Source organism: Elizabethkingia miricola (assembly GCF_001675285.1).
GTDB classification, from domain to species: domain Bacteria; phylum Bacteroidota; class Bacteroidia; order Flavobacteriales; family Weeksellaceae; genus Elizabethkingia; species Elizabethkingia miricola.
Window position 1 is genome coordinate 153,190 of the sequence record NZ_LSGQ01000032.1, and the last position, 19,948, is coordinate 173,137.

Here is a 19,948-nt window from a genome sequence, read left to right on the forward strand (position 1 = left end):
TAATCCCCTATTTATTATTTTAATCCAGTACACTCCATCCCGTTTTAGGATCGGTATTGGATTTTATTTCCTGTTCGGTTACAATAATATTTTCTTTTCTCTGTCCGATATAATCCAGCTCGCTAAGCTTTCCGAAAACAGTTTCCAAACAGTTTAAAAGCGACTGAATATTCCTTAGGTATTCTCCACAGTTATAATGATCGTAATTGATTTCGGATACTGTAGTAATCTGACCCAGGAAAGTATGCGGTGCAATCTCACTCCACTCCAGGCTGTAGTTCAGCATTTCCTCTAATTCAGCATTCGGAATCATCTGTGTAGCATTGTATAAATGTAAAGCTGTTTTCGAAAAAACATCAATAAGATAAATCGGAGGCTGCTCCGGAACCAAGTTTTTAAAACTGAAGTAATTATCTGCCAAAGCATTGATAAGTTTTGTACAAAGTGCTCTTACATTATTGGCTAATGCCGTATTCTGATCTTTATGTGAAGATTTCTGAATAATCTTAAATGCATACTGCTGAAGATTGGATACTGATCTTACATAACTCTGATAATAATCTACCAATCTCTGATGACTCTGAAGCGAGGTGGATGGTGGAATAAAGCTGCTGTCGATCTGAGCAAAATTGGCTCTGAAATTAACTTTTCCAAGCACGATATAATTGCCACCAGCCAAATTATTATTCAGCGCTGCTACGTCTACCATTTCTATATTATAGTTTGGCATGGAATAAGGGTGACGCGGTGGTATTTCCTCTGGATCGATTTCACCAAAAGGAACTTTGTTAAACGGATTTACAGAAATCAGAATATAGTAATCGCCATCAATACTATCTTCAGTAGCGCTAAGGTTTTTAGCCAGACTTCTGATATTCATATTGAAATCCTTTATTTCAATTCTGTAACCAGCCAGGGTTATTGCATTGCAGTTTTTAATAACCAGCTGGGCATCGTTGGTTGCCGTGCTGTAAATCTCGAAAACGGTTTTCTCGGAAAATTGCCCTGTCATAGGCAGTAATCCATAATTGAAATTATTAATCTGTAAGGAATTAGAATCCCTTATACTATCTATGATGAAATTATCCTGCTCATTAAGGTGCATTTGGGAGACCTTCATCCCATCCACCCAATTGATGGCATTGTGTTTAATTGGTTGTATCATTTGGTGCTGTTATTTAGCTTCACTTATTACTAATTTTTCTTTTTCGCCTTCTTCCTGATGCTGTATTACTCTTTTACATATAACGACCTGGTTTTCGGATATCTTATTCGAAGAAATATCTTTTTCAAAATCAATATATTTTCTGGAGCTGAAGAAAGATTTCTTGATATAGAAAATCCAGTAATAGGAATTGTTATTGTAATCCGTCAGTTGGATTTTGGAGTTAGGGTTTTTGTGGTTATAATCGTCTACTACTCTAAAGAACCATTCTCCATAAGTAATGCCTGTAGGCAATGTTTTAGCTTTTATTCTGAAACGCTGTTGATCCTCCAAATTTTTACTCAGCTCTACATTGAGTACCATGAGCTTATCAAAGTCCACCCCCTGAAAATTGAAGGGCTTTTCATCCGGATTATATCTCCAAGTTTTATAAATGTCGAAAGGAATACTGATAAAGGAAATATAGCAGTAATAGAAAAGTAACGGAATAACAAAAGAGACCATACTCGTTGCTGCCATAAATGGGTTTCCAAGTCCTGTACTAATCCATTTAAAAATTAATACAAAAAGATAACCTCCAAAGGCTATACAGGTAATACTGAGAATACAGTCGAAAATTATACTTCTTGTTGTAGAAGTAAAATGTTTTCTGAAGTAATGATGTAATAAATTAACATGCAAAATACCCAGTCCTAGAAAGACAACCTGTGCGCCTAAATACCAGTAAGGATTAAAAAGATTTCCGGTAAATCCGAAAAAACCGGGGATTGCCAGAATAAGTCCGCCAAGCAGTACATAAACAATAATATGTTTTAGCTTAACTGCAGGAGTATTCTTTCTTATAATGCCCATTATAAACATCATAGTAACAGCAAACAGCGGCATCAAAATATACCTTAAAAAAACACCTTTGATAGAGGTTAACTCCATAATAAACAATAATTTTCTTTTATATACATAGTAAATGTAACACTTTTCTCTGAGCTATAAAAAGGTTGAATACCCCAACCTATTCAATTCATTATCAACGCTTAAAACAAACGATTCATCTTTTTTTTCTGTAATGAAATTTTCAAATATTTTTACCGAAACCGGAGTGAAAAAATCATACAATTCTCTAAGCAATTCCCTAAAGGAGCTTCCCGGAATATAACGGTGTATTTCATTATAGGGAATCGTCCCTATATTAATCATCCAGTTGCGGTCTCCGTCCATATGCTTCCCGGTAGGAATAAACGTAACTCCCAAACGGGCATTGCCCAATGCTGTTATTCCTTCTTTATCATCTTGCTCTTCCACAATATTGGGTAAAAAACTAATATTGACAGGAACATTCAGAAATGCACTTAAAAATTTTTCAATCCAGTTTTTATTCCCTCTTACCTCATGAATAAACGGCAGAATATGCACTAGTATTTTAGCCGACTTCAGGTCTATTTTTCTTAGTACAGGCCACAGTTCACAGGCAAATTCTAAAAGCGCATTAGTTTTGTTTTCTGCATCAAATTCTGATTCCTTAAGCAACGCGCTTACATGGGTGTAAAAGAACTCCAATTCAAAAGGCTGAAAAAACTTTCGGGCATCTTCTTCAACTGCTTTTTGCTTTCTTATTTCCCGTACAACACTATCTATATTCGTACTGGATGCTCCCAATGAAGGCGGATGAAAAACGCCCTCCGGCAAGTAATCGTATATACCTTCCCTGTAGGTTTCTATTATTATATTTTCTTCATCCAGATCATAGGAAGATGTAGTAATTCCTTTAATATCCTTTAAATAGGCTCTGTCATTAAGGCCTATACGTTTAATATAAATATCAGCTTCTGCATCGTAATATTTAAGAATATTTGCCGCAACAGCTTCTACCCTGAAATCTGTTTGTAACTGGTTGTATTTTCTGTCCGTAAATGAGCCTTCACCATTTAGCATATATCACCTGGTTTTAATTCGGTTTATATTTTAAATTTCTACTGCAGAGCCTTCCTCTATTTTCACACGGTAAATAACACCGTCTATTGCTCTTACCTTAATATTATTCATTAAAACCGTTGCCTGATTGTCCCAATAACTCTTTCCGTAAAAGGCATAATTCTGAGCGACAATACTAATATCAATAGTCTTTACAAATCCTTCCTTTGGTTTGTCACTTATGATAGTTCCACGGCTAACTTTTATAGATTTAAGCTCGTCTTTCATCACCATCTGGCAATAAGCTTTTATATCTTCTATCGACACAATCTTATCTCTTGTCATAAGCGCATAACGATAAGCCTGAATACTATCCGATCCTTTTTGTTCCAGATCTCCGCCGGTACTCTCTGTTAAGAATATAATGCTTTTTGCTTTTTGCTGAGAATTAAGCGTGGTACCAGGTCTGATGTGGTTGGCCAGAGCACAATGGGTAATCCAGAATGCGGCGTATGTATGCACCGAAGATTCAATTGGTTCTATAATCACGTAGTTGACATCTTCTACCAGATCTTTATCAGCATTCTCAACTTTTTTAATCATGCCCTTCATCTTATCCGACATTTCCCCTAAAAGATCTCTAAGCTTATCTCTGTTGAAAACAGAGAATGCAGCAACCTCATCACGTGTAAGCTCCAGTACATTCACCATTAAATCGACAGCATTGCGGTTGCTAAACCTTTCCATACCGCCTTTTCTTACGGTATAAAGTCCTTTGCTAAGATGATCATTGGGTGTAAAAGGGATTTCTTCGTATTTCTTTCCTTCTCCGTCTACCACCTCTTCAACATAGAGAAAGTACTCACCTACTCCTGTTTCCAAAGGGATATTGTTTCCCATGATATCGAGAATATATTCTGTTTTTTTCCAGCCTCTGTTATAAACCGGAAAAGCATTGAGTGCAAAAGAGAAATTATCCAGAATCTGATCTGTAAATTGTGGCGGGAATTCAAAAGTTAGCCAGAGAAAGCTATTGTCATGAATAAGCTGGTCCAACGCCGGGGCCTGACCCTTAAGGTAGCCTAGTTCAAATGGGAAATAGCCTGGTTGAAGTTTTAGATCATCATGAATACCTTCAACTTCAATAAACTTTGAATTGTATATTTTTTTTATATCCTCTGTCACTTTGTAGCGGATAGACTGCTCTTTGAAAACTTCTTCAAAGCCCTCATATTTGCGCTGGTCGGTATAGCTTAATCCCGGGTTAATACTGAGAGATTTACCATTACTGGTTACTCTTACGTGCGGCAAAAGTCTATACACATAATCAATATGCTCGAAAGCTGTATTTGCACAAAAAAGACTTAACTTCTCAGGAAGTCTGCCTGCACCATATTTGGAAACATTGATTCCGATGCTTATTTTTCTATAATCTTCAATACGATTATTTATTCTGCATATAGGTGTTCTGTTTAGGTTCTCATCGAATGCATAACAGGTATTTCCTACAATCATCGCACCTACCTGAGCTTTTATGGTTCTGATATTGTCTACGGGCGTAAAAGGAACATCTACCTGCTTATCAGACTGTGTTTTGCTGAATGAATTGATACTTTTTTTAAAGAAAAACTCGGTGTAATCCATTACATATTCCACATCCTCTTCTGGTGTATAAAATGCAATTGCATGAGCCGGTACGGGATGGGTATATTTGGTAGGTGTAAGCATTCTTGCCAGCCTTTCCAGAAGTCTGCTGTTTACATTCTGAATTTCATTATTGGCTTTGAACACTTCTGTACTGAAAGCATCTATTAATAATTTTACAAAAGGATCCAAAGACTGGATACTTTTTACACCCCATAGTTTTGTTGCATTCTGCAACATCCGGGCTTTAATTGTTTCTTTCGAATAAATATTTTGGTCTAGGTGCATTTGTGTGTGGTGTGTAAGTTTTTTAATCGATTGACATCGGGCTTAAAAATAATTCAGTAGCAAAATTGAATTGTTCTCCTGTAGCCTCCAGTTTCGCGTTGATAGCAATTTTTACCTTTTTCTTTATCTCTGTAAAGTTTCGGGTATCATAATTATGCTCTACAAAAACAATGTGCGCTTTAATCTGAGGATTTACCAGCCTGTGCTCATAATCTGAGATCTGCCTTTTAAGGCTGTTGATAAATACATTCTCCCAAACCGCCGAAGAAATACCATTGTCGAACTCTACATTCCATACATCGTTACCATAGTTTTCGTCGTACCGATTCTCCCCTTTTTTGGTAATAATTAACAGCATAATATTCTGTGCTATACTTTCTGCTATATCACAAGTTTCTATACTGCCGTTCTCTGTCATCAAAGCAGAGGGATTAAAGGGGAATCTGTAATTAATGCCTTCCATTGCTATTCTAATAAACATAAAACTCCATTAAATTATAACATTTAATCGAGTTTTGCTATAAATAAAATCTTTTTTTACTTCGTTAAAGAGAGCCTTAGAATTTTATTTCTGTTAGCCTCGAATCTTCCCATTTGTTCTGCAGGAAGATAAAAATTAACCTCTTGTTTTTCGTTTAAATTCTTTTCAATATTAGGATTCCAGTAAAGAAGATCTTCCTGTTTAATACCTAAAAATTGTGAAATAGTCCTCAGATCATAACCTGAATTGATCGTTGTTTTTAAAAGCGATGGATCAACAGGCTGCTCTTCTGCATTGTTTTGTACTTCCGGATCATTATCAGCAGCTCTCGTTCTAAGCTTAGCAGCATTAGCAGACCCTCCGGGTAATAACTGATCCAGCTCTCCTGTTACATAACAGGCGTTGATATATTTTCTGATTGCATTTGTAGTTTCATCCGGGAGATAGATGTAATAGTCCTCATAATTTTTGGATCCTGCCTTTTCCATAGCTTTTGCTACATTGGCTTCACCACAGCTATAAGCCGCCAAAACACTAATCCAGTCTTTATATTTACGATGAAGAGTAGACAGAGAATTTAAAGCCACCTGGGTACTTTTATAAATATCTGAACGATCACTTTCACGTAATCCATAATAGTTCGCATGAGCCGGCATAATTTGCCATATCCCTACAGCACCTGTAGAAGAAACTCTTGTTCTGTCGAATCCCGATTCCAAAAGAGGAAGATTTCTTAAATGCTTAGGTAACTTTCTCTGAGCAAGGCTATGCTCTATAAAGTCAACAATTTCTCTGTTAGCATTTATTGTACTCTTTATCCTCATTGCATGAGCATCGGACGTATCAGTAACCGTTAAAACCTGTGCCGTGGCGTTTTTGCCACAAAACATAAGTAAAGTTACGCAAGCTAATAATTTGCAAAAGTTTAAGTTCATATCTTGTAAAATATAACCGTTGAAACTTACAATCTCAACGGTCTGGTGTTGTACTTAATTTCCCGGCCATATACCATCATAAGATGACCCGCCGTAATTGATCTTTTCAGCACTGACAACGAAGGTAATATGCATATTGTTGTCATTGATTGCATTAAAATCTACTTCATGCTGGATTACATAACCGTTCTCCCAGCTAAGTTTGATAAGTGTACCTTCCTCGTGGGCTTTATTAAATGTAACCTCACCTGTTGTGGGCTTATACTTATTGTTCAGTAGACTTTCCAGGACATGAGCGTTTTCCCCTGCTTCTATTGTAATCTTAACCAGCGCATTGGAAGCATCTGATGCAACTCTTCCGGATACATCCGTAGAGCGTTGTACGCTATAGTTTAATTTCAATACTTTCTGTGCTGCTCCTCCATTAAACTTGAGCACACCTCTGGAATTATTCACTGCCATAATTTCAATACTTTTAAAAGAAAATTTTCGTTATTATCAAAAATAATATTCTGTTATCAGAGTAAATTGCCCCTTCAGGGAAAATTTACAAATTGTAGTAATTCTACTACTGCTTAATTCATTAAGGTTTTGTTCTGTCTGTAACAAAAGGCATGAAATATTCGTTCAGCCAGTAGAACGTTGTACCATTCTGAATTACCTTATATTTTGGATTATTTTTATTCTCCAACAATCTATTGGACAATACTTTATAATTTTTAAAATAGGTCTGTACAGTTTCTCTGCCTATTACTTTTTTATCTTTCCAACGTTCCAGGTTAATCTCAGACATCATCACTTCATCAGAGTTATCCATACCTGTACTTTTAGCAACCGCTACTCTCATAGGCTGACTGTAGATCTTATTTGTATCAAATTCATCCAAAGTAGGATTGTTCTCCTTTAGTAATTTTACATAGCGGGATATTGCTCTTTTCTGATTAAAATCTTTGCTATCCGGATTTGTCTGCTTGTATATCTGATCATAGAAGTTTTTAAGCTGGTCGTACTCCTGTTCAGAAACCAGTATCCCTTTTTCTATTCCCGGATTATTTTTTCTCATATCTACAGGAAGATATCCCGAAGCTACTGTTGGATAATCATAAGTAACCAGCTGTGATGCAAATGAAGCAGGAAGCGGGTTCGATACATCCGGAAACATAAATGCATATCTACCATCAACAGTAGTTTTACCCGATCCTACAGGAGACTTAAAATAGGCTGTTAAAGATTTATCTGTGATTTTGTTTTCATCTGTAACCTGTGTTACCAGAGTATCCATTGCCTTAATAAGAAGCGAATTGCTATTGTCTTCCCTTTTCTTAGGATAGATGACAAATCCTTGTGTCATACTATTCTTAGGGTAGTCTAAGGAATAAATACCTAAATCTCCTTCGATGAAATTGAAATTATTTTTGTTTAGAATAAGGCTCTGATCAGCTACTTTCTCTTTGTTGAGTTCTGTAATATTCTGTGCTGTAGTTGTTACAATATTTTGTGCCAGTAATACAAAATCATTATAAGCATCAGAGGATCTGGACTGTGTCTGATAGGCAATTAGTTTAGCTCTCGCCTTGGAAATAAATCTCACAGCACTCGATGTATTCATCCCGGAAGATGCTGTAGAACCTATTAAGACAATTAAATTTGTCTCGTCCGGAACTGTACTAAGCAATTGTCCGGCTGTGCTGAGTGCTTCGTTTACCGGCTGCCCGCCTATACCTTCACAACGCATTTCCATTGTTTTATCATCTATGTATTTAAAAATACCATTATAATCACTGGAAAGTACAGACGCTATGACGTTAGGTCCACAAGTATTATTTTTATATAAAACAGCGCTGTATTTTACATCCTTGTAGTAAGACAGCTTCTGCATCTTAAGCTGGATATCCTGAATCACAGATTTCGCAATTGGTGCATAAGCTCTGTTTTCGGCACTGATATCGATAGCAAATACAATATTTAGGTTCTTATTTCTTTTGGTAATTTCTTTATACCTTTTGAAAGGTAGTTTTTCACCTAATACATTGAAAATATAATTTTGGCTGTAATCGAATGCATTGGTAAAGTACTTCGTTGTATTCTTATTAAGTGTTGTAGAAGTCGGGAATATATTTTCTATTTCATTTCTGTTAGCCGCATCTGCTATAGGTACTATAGGTTTCTCATCTGTATACTCCGGAAGTGCACTGTAGATACCAAAAAGTGGAAATTTGCTGTAATCAGCTTTTCTGTCTAGTCTTATCGCCGAGCGCTCTCCCCATGTAGCAATCATATTGGCACTTACCCAACCATAGATATCTTTATCGATACTATCCATGTTGATTTTCGGAGATTTCCCTACCAGATAGCCTTTGTTATCAGCTGCTTTTTTATACACATAAACCAGCTCTCCAATAGGAATCTTTTTCTTTACCGGATCCGAAAGATTGGGTGAAGAATAAACTACTGCGGAATCATTTTTAATATACGTTCCTGTATTTTTAACTACATCTGTATTACCCGGTACAATAGCCGCTTTCATAATAAATCCGGATGTACGGTCTCTTAAAGCACTATTCCATAATAATAGATTATCCTCCGATATCCATCCGTAAGATTTCACAGATTTCCCGGGAAGCTTCTTCATCAGAGCATCGGCATTATATTCCGCTACTTTTACTAGTTTACTCGACTTATTATAATCTACTACCATAAGAGGTTCCAGGAACTTGATTTCCTTAGGAGATTCATTCTTTTCTTTCTTCAAGAAGGCAGTATTCTTTGACCTGTCAGAGAAAGTAATCCATGGCAGAGGATCTTTAGGATATCCGTTAATGACCATATTCTGTTCAATACCTCCATAATAATCCGGTGCAGGTGTTTTTACTGAAGGTACTCTGACCTGACATCCTGTAACCAGTAAAGCAGATCCTAAAATGTATAATGTAGATTTGGTGTTTTTCATTACTCGTCTTTTAATTTTTCACAAACTATTTACTCTGTGTCACTTCCAGTTTAATAATACATTTCTGATTATTATCAAACGTTGATTTCACCTCCTGGATTGTATTATTTTTGTCAAACTGCAAACCTGTTGTATAATAATAATAGTTCTTAGGCTTTCCATTATTTACAATCATTACAGTATTGTCGTTGTTACAGAAATAAGTCTTTAACAGATAATTATAATTGCCATTGAAGTTATTGCCATCAGCAATTTGCTGTAGTGTTCTTTTGATATCATCATCAATATCACTGTATGTGTCATCGATTGAAGATAAATCCTGTTCCAGCTGCTCATTCGGATTATAAGCAGGTAAGATTCTTATCTGATGGACAATAGGCTGCGGATTGTCATCCGTGAGTAGTGTAACAGTATAGTTACCAGGCTTTTTATAAGAATAAATCGCCATTTTATCTTTTGAATCTATATTTCCTGATTCCCCAAATCTCCATGAAAATGTTTTGGCATTTGGTGCTACTGCTCTAAAGACCACATTTTCCAGCTGTAAAGCCTGGGTTTGCGCATCGATTCTGCTTTCCTCTGGAGCTAAAACCGGGCGGACAACAGATGAAACCAAGATTGGGAATGTCTTTGTGTATTTGTTATCTATTGTAAGCTTTACCTCATAAAAACCAGGCTTAGTATACATATGGATTCCCTTGTTTTTCTCTGAAACTTTACCATCGCCAAAATCCCATTGCTTGGTTTTAGCATTTAGTGTTTTATCTTCAAATCTAAGCGAGTCACCTAAACTTAGATTTGCGGGAAATACAGCAGCTACAATATTCTCCGAACTATTCACTGATTTTCTTTGTAACCAGATTGCAATTAGTGAAGCAACCAGTAAGGTAGAAATAACAGCAATAATTATATTCTTTTTATTTTTTTGAAAGTAGTTCATTTTTCAATATTTGTTTCTAGTTTCTGTTACTTATGATTTGGGCATTTTTTCTCTGCTTTATTTGTTGTTGCATATCCTTCATCCCTATTGTGCATTCTTCATACTGCTTGGTGAATGTTTTCACATTCTCATTCTTTTTTACAATGATCTTTTTATCATCATAATACATCTTATAAAATTTTGCAATCTGAGCATAGTTATCTTTTCTTGCATCGACAGAGGTAATATCCGAAAATGCGTTTTTGATATCATTAATATCATATTTCAGTTCATTTTCCTCAACAGGCTGCTGATTTTCGCTTGACAATTTTTTCAGCTTAATAAATGTGCTGTCTATCGTTGGCTGTATTGCCTGCTGGCGGTTATTGAAAATAGATTTCTCCTGCAATGTCTTTATAGCCAAAGCATCGGAATGAGTGAAAGGGGATTCCAGTTTATTTAAGAAAATAATACCTAAAAAAACAACTGCTAATAAAAGCATCCCAAAGAGGTATACAAAGTAATACCTTTTTTCTTTCTTGGATAAAGTAACCTGAAACTGCATTTTTCCTATATTATCTTATTGATCTTGGTCTTCTTCTTGGCCCTACTTTTGGCACATCGTTTAATATCTTACTGGTAACAATATTTAATCGTCCCTGGCATTCCTGCAGATTATTAAGTGCCGCTCTTTCTTCTAATGAAGCAGAAATAAGCTTGTCTTTAAGCGAGACCATCTCATTGATATTCTTCAGTAAAGAGGCATATTGCTTAAATTCTTTTACACTGTCTTTTCCCATGATATTTTTACAGTCATGGATATCTTCTACAATGTTATCTCTTAAGAAATCGTCATTTTGAACTTTGTCATTGGCGATCATCGACATTTTGGAATAAATGCCCTCCATTTTGGATTGTAGTAATTCGTTTTTGTTCAGTATATTTTTGTAGTTCTCTACCTCTTTCTGAATATTTTCTTTTTGGTACTCACTGCTTTTAAAAAATAAAAAAACAGAGAGGAATGAGAATCCCGAAAGGAACAGAAAAGAGAAAATGAACTTCCATATTCCCTTGTTTACATCCTTTCTGTTTAGCTTTTCCTGGCCTGAAGAAATCATTTGTTTGTTTTTTAATTAATTAAATACTGGTATTATAATAGCCACTCTCCACACAGAAACGTACAAGATCCAACTTGCTTTTTAGCCCAAGCTTTTCAGTCAATCGTTTGATATAAGTATCAACTGTTCTTGTACTAAGATTCATTCTCTCACCAATATCCTTGTTACTATAGCCTTCATAACAAAGTTTAATCATCTGTATTTCGGACAGAGACAAATCCTGCTGGCTTTTCTTTTGGCGTTCCATATAATCCTGCACCTCCAGCATTTGTTGTGACCATTCCTGGCGATAATCTTCAAAATCTACTTTTTTTGATAAAATACTATTTCTGAGTATATCTCTTATTACAATGCTGTTCTTCTGACAGTAATAGGTATTGGGTATTTCGGATACTATAGCATCCATATCATTCTGATAGGTTGCCGAGTAGGTGATAATAGGAGTAGTTTTATTCGTTTGACGAATAAATTTTATAGCTTCCAGCCCGCTTAGAATGGGCATGTATAAATTAATTAAAAAAACATCTTCTTGTTTGCGATAGAGTCTAGAGATAAGTTCGTGACCGTTATTGCAGTCATTAACAACTCTATAAAAAGGGTTCTCCAAGAGCATTTTTAATAAAAACTGCTTGAAGTAAAAGTCACTATCAGCAATAGAAAATCGAATAACGCTGTTAGAGTTATTTTCCATGTATCGTGTTTGGTGTAGCGACTAAAGTATAAAAACTTTTATAAATCAGAAAATAAAAATTAAAAATCCTATGTTAACAATAGTTTAAACCTATTGGCAACATAAGCTTTTAGCTCTTAGCCACTAACATTAAAACTCACTAATTCTTGATTTACAAGAAAGTATACGTTCAATCAAGTTTTAGTTTATTTTTCCTCAAACTACTATTCGGCGAATAATAATTTATAATTGTCTGAAAATTCCAATTTTGAGTTTGAAATAAGAAATCAACTGTAAGTACCCATGGCTAGGTAAGATTCAGAAAAATGGCAATAAAACGCAAAACTTTGTTCAAAAGGAGTGAATTTCCCCATTTTTGTGACTTAGCTCATATTTTTGATCACAAAAGAAAAAAAATAATGAAATCGACAATAAAAAGCATCTTTTTTTATCAAAAAAGAATATTTTTAAATATATAATCCGAATAAAATAAAAATATAATCATATATACATTAAGAGCAAAAGTATATATCTAATTATCTATTTAAATTATTTAAAATATAAGTATTGATTATGTAAAAAAGCAAGTCTGTATTTTTAATTCATACTAAACCATTATTCTCTTCTTTAATTGTTTTATAAAATGTCAAAAATTTCCTAAAAGATCTCTCCTATTCAATAATGGATTATTTAGTTTTTATCAAATGTTTTGGGAATCAAATTATTATTTGTTTCCGCAGAAAATGTCCACGAAATAATGTACCACCGATTATGCTCAAAGATTAGCTGAATACTGTTTATCCCTCTTCTTTCAACTTTTCCGCCTTTTACCAACCTTGTCTCATAAGTACTCCAAACATGTGCAATATTTCCAAAAATCCTAACCTCACGATTAATTTCATTTTCATAAAATGCAGTATTAAAAACCATATCATCAGTTTCTTTATGAAATTCTTGCAATGTCATCACCACCTGTTCTTGCTTCTTTTTATCAAAATAAGAATACACCGCTTTTGGGTGATGTAAATAGTTATCCCTCTCCCATTGCCTTTTTGCTCCTTTTTCACCAGAAACCACCTCATAACTGGCTCTCATTAATGCATCAATTGTTTTTGTATCATTCTCAAATGATTTGTTTTGCGCCTTTAAGCTTGTAGTCATAATAGACATTAAAGTCACCAAGTAAAATAAAAACTGTTTCATAATCTTTTTTCCACAAAAAAACTCACTTCAACACTATCAAAAAAACAAGTTATATAGTCTATTGGGATTTTTATGTAATTGACCAATTTTCTTATTTAGAATAATATTTCACCCATTAGATATAGCTAGATTCTTATAATTCAGAATGCAATATATAAACTTAGTACAAGCAAAAGGCTTACAGAATATCTGTAAGCCTCTTGCTGCCCTGATGGGACTTGTTATTTTTTCAATAAAAACCTATCCTACAGTAAGCTATTTATTTTATCAATCATTTTTTCTGCATTACCGTTACTTCCACCAAGACTTATTGCTTTTTTATAGCTATCTAATGCCATATTGTATTGCTTGTTTGTAAAATAGGCTTCTCCTAAACTATCGAATAGATTCGCGTTTTTAGGAAACTCACTTATTGCCAGCTTGAATATTTCTATCGACTCGTATATTTTACTCGCTCTCAATAGTTCATAGCCTAAAGTATTCAGCTCGCTTGGGTTCTCAAAGCTATATTCCTTTTCAGAAGTTTTTTTGAGTAAATAATAAGCTTCTTTCGCTTTATTGATATCAGTAAAAGATTCCTTTCTTATCGCTCGGTAAACAGATTTTTTAGGAATTTCAAAATCTTTTCCAAGCATAATGTCACGGATTGTGTATCCTAAACTATAAACTTTATTGAGGTTGTTGGATGCTAAAATTACAATGACATCATTTTTCATATCGTTTAATAGAATGGATTCAAATTTATACGAAATACCATTGTGTCGTTGCAATTCATCTTCTTCATAAAATCTACCAAGCGATCCTCCTTCTTCTTTTGCATAAGGATTATTCAATAATGTTTCAAAGGACTTTCTAGAGATTAAACGGTTATGATTCATCGCTTCAATCCATTTGTACATATCATTAATGTCTAACCAAAGCCAACCACTGATAAATTTCATTTCCGGACATCTCACATTGTCCATATCATAACATGATGTTCGGTTTTTGTATCCTGATTTTGCATCAAAAACAGAATTAGTCATTTTCAAAGGTTTGATAATATTTTTAGTCACAAAATCTTGAAAAGTCATTCCTGTTACCTTTTCAATAATTCTTCTTTGCAAAAACACATTGCCATTATCGTATCTATAGCCTTTTCCCGGCTCAAATAACAGGGTGTCCGTTTTCCTCAAAATCTTCCATGCTTCTTCATTATTTTTTGGGACGATCATTTTGTTTTCAATGCGAGGAATTCCACTGGCATAATTGATTAAATGCCTGGTCGTCACTTTTTCTGACCATTTTGGCAAGTCCAAATTATATTTCGAAATGGGATCATCAAGATTCAGCTGACCACGCTCCACCAACATCATAATAGCAACTGCATTAAACTGCTTTACAATAGAGCCAAAATTAAAAATGGAGTTTTTCGTTAAAGGCGCTTTTCTTGTTTCATCGGTAAAGCCAAATGATTTTTGATAGATGATTTTTCCTTTTTTAGCGACCAAAACATTTCCGTTGAACAAACCTCTTTCGTAGGATTTGGTCATTAGTTCATTAATTTGATTGATTTCTGTTTCTTGCTCAACTGGCTTCTGAGCTGAAAGAAAATTGGTGAATAAAATACTTAATGATATTAAGACAATTATTTTTTTCATTGTAATTATATTTTAAAAACTTTCTGCAAATATGCTGTGAAAACCTATGATACGCGACCGATTAAAAAAGTCGAACTCATTTATGAGAAAGTAAGACGAATTAATTTGGTTTTTTCTTCAAATCTGCTGGAGCAATTCCAGTATATTTTTTGAAGGAAGGAATAAAAGTATGATTTAGAACTGAAACCAAGTTCGTAAAGAATTCTAAAATTATGAGTTCTTTTCTTAGAAGCTTTTTTTGATACTAAACTCCAGAACGTCTTTGCTCTTCTTCATTGCCAAATTTTCGATTGTCGGATTTTACTTTATTACTTCCAAAACTGTAAAGAAGAGAAAGCCTAAAAAATCGGTTACTGTAATTAAAATTTCCTGTTTGCTTTACTCCGTTCACAATCGATATGATGTTATTTTGATATGATGTATTGAATAAATCATTTATCAAAAGCATAACTTTTAAATTATCATTTAGTAAGCTTTGCCTAATGCCTATATCAAAACTGGAGTATTCTCCCATTTCATAGAGACCTCTTTTATGGTGCGAGCTGTACCAGTAATTGACTTCCAACTTTGTTGTTTTGGTCAATGAAAAAGTATTGTTCGTACTAAAATAGAACCTCATCCCGTTTTGAACCTCTGCATTTATAGTATCAAATAAGGTAGTTTTAGAGGCTAAAAGTGATATAGCACTCTGGCTTGTCCACCAAGAATATTTATCGAATGTATAGTTTTCGCTAATGCCATAATAATATTCCTTTGAGTAATTTTTTCTAGTAATTACCTGTGTATCACGCTCTGTATCTGTCGTAAATAGTAATCCGTAGTTATCATTGGTAATTCTAAGAAATACATTTGAGCTTAGTTTTTTCTTAAACGTATGCGTTAAATCAAAATTGTCACTAAATGAAGGCTGTAAAAAAGGATTCCCCACAGAATAACTGTTGTTATTCAAATAAAACCGGAATGGATTTAACTCACTAAACCCTGGGCGGTTAATTCTTTTCCCGTAATTAAGGGCAAAATTGTTTTCCGCATCAGGATTATAAGAAGCATAAAATGTAGGAAACAATTTGAAATAATCCTTCTTATTTGTTTGATTTATTGTCTTCGAGAAACCTGTTGTAACCGTATTTTCTATTCTTAAACCTAATTGTAAACTTAGTTTTGAATTTATTTTCTTTGAAGAATTCACATATAAGGCTTGAATATTCTCTTTATATTCAAACTCATTCGATTGTGACACATCTAAAACAGGCGGATTTGTAGTAGCGTCAAAAAATTTGACATTACTATTTGATTTGTTAAAACTTAGCTTACCTCCGTACGAGAAATTGGCAAATTTAGTAAGATGGTCTACATCAACTTTTGCACTAAAATTTTCTATAGCCTGCCCTGAATTGTTAATGGCTGATGTTTGATGTATAAACGTTGGATCATTCGGAAATGATGTATTTGTTGCGAAGCTATTATTTTGCTTTACACTGTAATCTAAATAGCTAAAATCTACAGTAAGTTTTCTTCCCAAAGTATCTAATTTCGACATCACATTCATATTGTAAATATTGCTGTTAAATTCTCTGTCGTTAAAACTTTTACTCTGAATAATTTGCTCAAGAGTATTATTGGAATCAAATAATAGGGTGGTTGATTTATTATCTTGATCAGGTCTTCTCTGATTACCTAGATACATAAAACCTAAAACAGTATTTTTGGTAATATCATAATCAAAAGAAGCTCGACCTGTAAAACTATTCTTCTTTTGTTTTGTGTCCGAATTCAGCTCTTGCAGCTTATTTGCAGATAAAGCATCAAAACTTTCAAAAGCTCTAAATGCACCAACAGTTCCGTTTAAACCTAAAGAAAATCTAAGCTTATTCTTGTTGTATAAAAAATCATTGCCTAGTGTGAAAAAATTATAATGGCTTTGATCATAAGTGAAAGAAGATGAATTTTTCCAAGAATTTTTCATCCCTTCTTTATAAATGATATTGATGAGTCCGCCATTTCCTCCTGCATCATATTGTGCTGGCGGATTGGTTATAATTTCGATTTTTTTGATGCTGCCTGCCGGAATTGAATTCAGAAAACTGACTAAATCATCACCCGATATTTGCATCAATTTTCCATTAACCATTACCTGCGACGATCCTTTACCCAAAATACTAATAGATCCATTTTGAATCATAAGTCCTGGAGCTACTTTTAATGCGTCTAAAGCATTACCTGAATTTGCAGTAGGACTATTTTCAACATTAAATACCAGACGATCCATATGTTGTTCGAAAACTCTTTTTTTTCCTTTTATAACGACTTCTTCCAGATTTCTTGAATTCAAGATTAAAATGATATCATCTAAAGTACTATTGTTTTCTAAGTTGATTTCTTTATCCCAACTTTCATATCCCAACAAATTAATTTTGAGCCTATATTTTCCCTTAACAGTCCTGATTGTAAATATACCATTATTATCTGTCGTTGCTCCAGATTTTAAAACGCCAAGTGAATCTACAAGAGCCACGTTTGCAAATGGAATAGGCGTTGTTCCATTTTTTACTTTTCCCGTTACTTCTATTTGGCAAATTGCCCAATACGGAAGTAATAAAGCAATTAAAATTAAAAAAGATTTGCGATGAAGTGTACTTTTCAATGTCATTTATTTTTAGATTAAAACTTTCTGCAAAGCTGATCTAAAAAGCGTTGATACACGACCGATTAAAAAAAATCGAACGTATTTTCAGCAAATAATTCGATTTTACAAAGCTTCTTTTCGAAAATCAGTTGGCGTTTTTCCTGTATATTTTTTGAAGGAAGTATTAAATGAGGATTTGGAATTAAAACCAACCTGATACAAAATTTCCAAAACGGTCAGTTCTTTTTGAAAAGGATCTTTTAGAATTTGCATGGCTTTTTCAATTCTATATTCATTTACAAAATCGAAAAAATGTTTGTCCATATACAAGTTAATCAAAGTCGATAAATCTTTAACAGGCATTTCAACTTGCTCCGCCAAATCCTGAATCGTTAATGAAGAATCCAAATAAGGTTCTTTTTCCTTCATGAAATCTTTTAAAAATTCGACTTCCTTATTCCTTCCGTCAACCAATAAAGGCATGTTTTTTTGTTTTGGAACAACTTCGGTAATTGGTTTTAAATCAGAATTCACACCACGAAAAAATTCGGGATTATTTAACGCAACAAAAAGATACCAACAGGTACAAAATAAAAATGCAAATCCATCAAGAGTCACAATCCACGCTCGAATTTCGCCGACACCAAAAATATACGTAACCAACCATCTTATCAGGACAATAAAATGCAAAACGTAATAGAGAATTGTTATTTTGTAAAGGGCATTGAGTGCTGAAATATTTGGGTTTGTGTAATTCTCGAGATATACTTTTTTAGCCTTTCTAATTGCCAAAAACGAGGCAATAAAATAGACTTGAAACAGCGCTTCGAAAAGGAAGAGGAAAAATTGCAAGAGTGGCATATCGTTCATGCTGTTGATGAATTTTATTTTCGCAGGTCTATCACTAAAATAAATTCCCCACATCATAAACGCATTGAACGCCAAAAACGGAATAACATGTATTAAGTGTTTCGGTTTTAACCGAAAATTGGTATAACAAACAGACAATACATAAAGGTAAAATGATGCTGAAACCACATAATTAGTACTCCAACGAAAAGCCTCGAGATTAATATAATTAACCGGAAATCCGTGTTGCAAAAATTTGATAGCATCAACTGCATTTGTAAAAAGAAAGAAAGCAAGAAGCCAATTTGAAAGTCTGTGCTTAGTTTTTACAGTAATCAGGAACAAGGCAAGCAAAAGTATCATGAAAATCCCAACAGAGGAAAAGAGATGTTGAAAATTGTACCTGTCCATATCGTTTTAAAGCAAGGCCAAATGTACTTATTTTTCAAAGATATTTTTCATGAAAAATTCAGAACGACATATTTATTTAAGACAAAACACTTGTAGAATTCAGCATCGATTATTAGAATTAAAAAATTACGAGGACAATATTCTTATTTTGATGTAATGACAAACATAAAATCATTAAATACTGCAGCAAAATTTATAACATAAACTCCCCTTTCTCATTAAATTTCTATTTCCTGCTCATATTATAAAAGGAAGCTCTCACTATTGCAAAAGTTTTATTCATTCTGAGCGCGAGCAATATGCAGGTGCTAACGAGGGATTTTCAAAATTTTTTGCAAATTATAGTAATGAATGTTGAATATTTGAATCCGCCCACCTGAATAATGTAATATCAAACCTTTTAAATGTAGTCCGTCATAATGAATTGGGAGCTCTGTTAGACGCTTTAACTCTATAGATTATAAATATTCAGAGCGTTTCGGAGTAACGTTATTTTAATCAAGAAAGTGAATATAACTCAAATTAAAAATCAAAAACTTAATATTATTAGAGCTTATTTAAATGTTATTAAACTATTACTTATTACACTTTATTAGCTTAATACTTCGATAGTTCATCAGATTCACTACATACTAAGCTCAGTATAACATTATAATATTTCCTCCGCTGGCGCGAGCTTCTTGCTCATGTTAATCAAACATTCCTTTATAAATTTACATCTATTTCCAAGATCTCCTGATAATCATCAAGATAATTTCTAACACTACTATACTTCCATACCCATAATTGCAATGTCAGCACCGGTCAAAGTCACAGATTTTGTACAAATGGTTTCATCCTGGACACGAGCTAGAAGCCCACGTCATCGAAGGTCAATTCCTAAACAAGCTGGCCAATGGGCTCTTCTTACTTTTCAGTAAGTTTTAGTTTTCCTTTTTATGGGGGCCACTTTCAGATCGTGGTTTTAGCTCCTTTCGAAACTGGTACATAATAAAAAAGGTCTACAGAATATCTGTAGACCTTTTGCGATCCGGACGGGACTCGAACCCGCGACCTCCGCCGTGACAGGGCGGCATTCTAACCAGCTGAACTACCGGATCAATTTTTTAAGGAAATTGATAAAAACCTCTGCGATCCGGAC

At 34.1% G+C, this 19,948-nt stretch carries 16 protein-coding genes and 1 tRNA gene; all 17 read right to left on the reverse strand.

All coding sequences use genetic code 11. The annotated features are described in order from the left end of the window. Positions 1–19 precede the first annotated feature (19 nt). Positions 20–1,165 (reverse strand): hypothetical protein, encoded by a 1,146-nt coding sequence (locus ATE49_RS19055; protein WP_059155455.1) that lies wholly within the window; start codon positions 1,163–1,165, stop codon positions 20–22. Positions 1,166–1,174: 9 nt separating this feature from the next. Then, positions 1,175–2,095, reverse strand: coding sequence for a TssN family type VI secretion system protein (locus ATE49_RS19060; RefSeq protein WP_065083393.1), 921 nt, complete (start codon positions 2,093–2,095; stop codon positions 1,175–1,177). 54 nt (positions 2,096–2,149) lie between these two features. Next, positions 2,150–3,094, reverse strand: coding sequence for a hypothetical protein (locus tag ATE49_RS19065; RefSeq protein ID WP_065083394.1), 945 nt, complete (start codon positions 3,092–3,094; stop codon positions 2,150–2,152). A gap of 30 nt (positions 3,095–3,124) precedes the next feature. Next, positions 3,125–5,005: a type VI secretion system baseplate subunit TssF gene (locus tag ATE49_RS19070; RefSeq protein ID WP_065083395.1), complete on the reverse strand. Its 1,881-nt coding sequence runs from the start codon at positions 5,003–5,005 to the stop codon at positions 3,125–3,127. Positions 5,006–5,027: 22 nt separating this feature from the next. Then, positions 5,028–5,468 (reverse strand): GPW/gp25 family protein, encoded by a 441-nt coding sequence (locus ATE49_RS19075; RefSeq protein ID WP_034870016.1) that lies wholly within the window; start codon positions 5,466–5,468, stop codon positions 5,028–5,030. A 74-nt stretch (positions 5,469–5,542) separates the two neighbouring features. Further along, on the reverse strand, positions 5,543–6,421 hold the full coding sequence (locus ATE49_RS19080; protein WP_260256204.1) for a lytic transglycosylase domain-containing protein: 879 nt from the start codon (positions 6,419–6,421) through the stop codon (positions 5,543–5,545). 54 nt (positions 6,422–6,475) lie between these two features. Then, positions 6,476–6,883 carry a type VI secretion system tube protein TssD gene (tssD, locus tag ATE49_RS19085; RefSeq protein WP_065083397.1) on the reverse strand — a complete coding sequence of 136 codons (408 nt, stop codon included), beginning with the start codon at positions 6,881–6,883 and terminating at the stop codon, positions 6,476–6,478. Between the two features lie 121 nt (positions 6,884–7,004). After that, a complete protein-coding gene (gene tssR / locus ATE49_RS19090) occupies positions 7,005–9,371 on the reverse strand; it encodes a type VI secretion system protein TssR domain-containing protein (RefSeq protein WP_065083398.1) in 2,367 nt (788 codons plus the stop codon). Positions 9,372–9,396: 25 nt separating this feature from the next. Then, on the reverse strand, positions 9,397–10,311 hold the full coding sequence (locus tag ATE49_RS19095) for a PKD domain-containing protein (protein ID WP_059155447.1): 915 nt from the start codon (positions 10,309–10,311) through the stop codon (positions 9,397–9,399). Positions 10,312–10,327: 16 nt separating this feature from the next. Continuing rightward, positions 10,328–10,855, reverse strand: a complete 528-nt coding sequence (gene tssO / locus ATE49_RS19100; protein WP_024566860.1) for a type VI secretion system TssO — start codon at positions 10,853–10,855, stop codon at positions 10,328–10,330. Between the two features lie 10 nt (positions 10,856–10,865). Further along, positions 10,866–11,408: a type VI secretion system TssO gene (gene tssO / locus ATE49_RS19105; protein WP_065083399.1), complete on the reverse strand. Its 543-nt coding sequence runs from the start codon at positions 11,406–11,408 to the stop codon at positions 10,866–10,868. A 19-nt stretch (positions 11,409–11,427) separates the two neighbouring features. Then, positions 11,428–12,099: a response regulator transcription factor gene (locus ATE49_RS19110; protein ID WP_065083400.1), complete on the reverse strand. Its 672-nt coding sequence runs from the start codon at positions 12,097–12,099 to the stop codon at positions 11,428–11,430. A gap of 669 nt (positions 12,100–12,768) precedes the next feature. Then, on the reverse strand, positions 12,769–13,281 hold the full coding sequence (locus ATE49_RS19115; RefSeq protein WP_234107953.1) for a hypothetical protein: 513 nt from the start codon (positions 13,279–13,281) through the stop codon (positions 12,769–12,771). A 245-nt stretch (positions 13,282–13,526) separates the two neighbouring features. Further along, entirely contained in the window at positions 13,527–14,921 is a 1,395-nt protein-coding gene (locus tag ATE49_RS19120; protein WP_065083401.1) for a serine hydrolase, read from the reverse strand. Between the two features lie 244 nt (positions 14,922–15,165). Continuing rightward, positions 15,166–17,565, reverse strand: a complete 2,400-nt coding sequence (locus tag ATE49_RS19125) for an outer membrane beta-barrel family protein (protein ID WP_169817124.1) — start codon at positions 17,563–17,565, stop codon at positions 15,166–15,168. A gap of 105 nt (positions 17,566–17,670) precedes the next feature. Further along, the gene (locus ATE49_RS19130; RefSeq protein ID WP_065083403.1) at positions 17,671–18,807 is read right to left on the reverse strand and encodes a helix-turn-helix domain-containing protein; all 1,137 of its coding nucleotides are present in this window, start codon (positions 18,805–18,807) and stop codon (positions 17,671–17,673) included. A 1,026-nt stretch (positions 18,808–19,833) separates the two neighbouring features. Then, positions 19,834–19,907, reverse strand: a tRNA-Asp gene (locus ATE49_RS19135). Positions 19,908–19,948 lie beyond the last annotated feature (41 nt).

Excerpts from the sequence above, each read along its gene's own strand:
- ATE49_RS19130 (WP_065083403.1), bottom strand. The coding sequence starts at position 18,807 with ATGGACAGGTACAATTTTCAACATCTCTTTTCCTCTGTTGGGATTTTC.
- ATE49_RS19120 (WP_065083401.1), bottom strand. The coding sequence starts at position 14,921 with ATGAAAAAAATAATTGTCTTAATATCATTAAGTATTTTATTCACCAAT.
- ATE49_RS19070 (WP_065083395.1), bottom strand. The coding sequence starts at position 5,005 with ATGCACCTAGACCAAAATATTTATTCGAAAGAAACAATTAAAGCCCGG.
- ATE49_RS19080 (WP_260256204.1), bottom strand. The coding sequence starts at position 6,421 with ATGAACTTAAACTTTTGCAAATTATTAGCTTGCGTAACTTTACTTATG.
- tssD (WP_065083397.1), bottom strand. The coding sequence starts at position 6,883 with ATGGCAGTGAATAATTCCAGAGGTGTGCTCAAGTTTAATGGAGGAGCA.
- ATE49_RS19060 (WP_065083393.1), bottom strand. The coding sequence starts at position 2,095 with ATGGAGTTAACCTCTATCAAAGGTGTTTTTTTAAGGTATATTTTGATG.
- tssO (WP_065083399.1), bottom strand. The coding sequence starts at position 11,408 with ATGATTTCTTCAGGCCAGGAAAAGCTAAACAGAAAGGATGTAAACAAG.
- ATE49_RS19055 (WP_059155455.1), bottom strand. The coding sequence starts at position 1,165 with ATGATACAACCAATTAAACACAATGCCATCAATTGGGTGGATGGGATG.
- ATE49_RS19095 (WP_059155447.1), bottom strand. The coding sequence starts at position 10,311 with ATGAACTACTTTCAAAAAAATAAAAAGAATATAATTATTGCTGTTATT.
- ATE49_RS19115 (WP_234107953.1), bottom strand. The coding sequence starts at position 13,281 with ATGAAACAGTTTTTATTTTACTTGGTGACTTTAATGTCTATTATGACT.
- ATE49_RS19065 (WP_065083394.1), bottom strand. The coding sequence starts at position 3,094 with ATGCTAAATGGTGAAGGCTCATTTACGGACAGAAAATACAACCAGTTA.
- tssO (WP_024566860.1), bottom strand. The coding sequence starts at position 10,855 with ATGCAGTTTCAGGTTACTTTATCCAAGAAAGAAAAAAGGTATTACTTT.
- tssR (WP_065083398.1), bottom strand. The coding sequence starts at position 9,371 with ATGAAAAACACCAAATCTACATTATACATTTTAGGATCTGCTTTACTG.
- ATE49_RS19110 (WP_065083400.1), bottom strand. The coding sequence starts at position 12,099 with ATGGAAAATAACTCTAACAGCGTTATTCGATTTTCTATTGCTGATAGT.
- ATE49_RS19075 (WP_034870016.1), bottom strand. The coding sequence starts at position 5,468 with ATGGAAGGCATTAATTACAGATTCCCCTTTAATCCCTCTGCTTTGATG.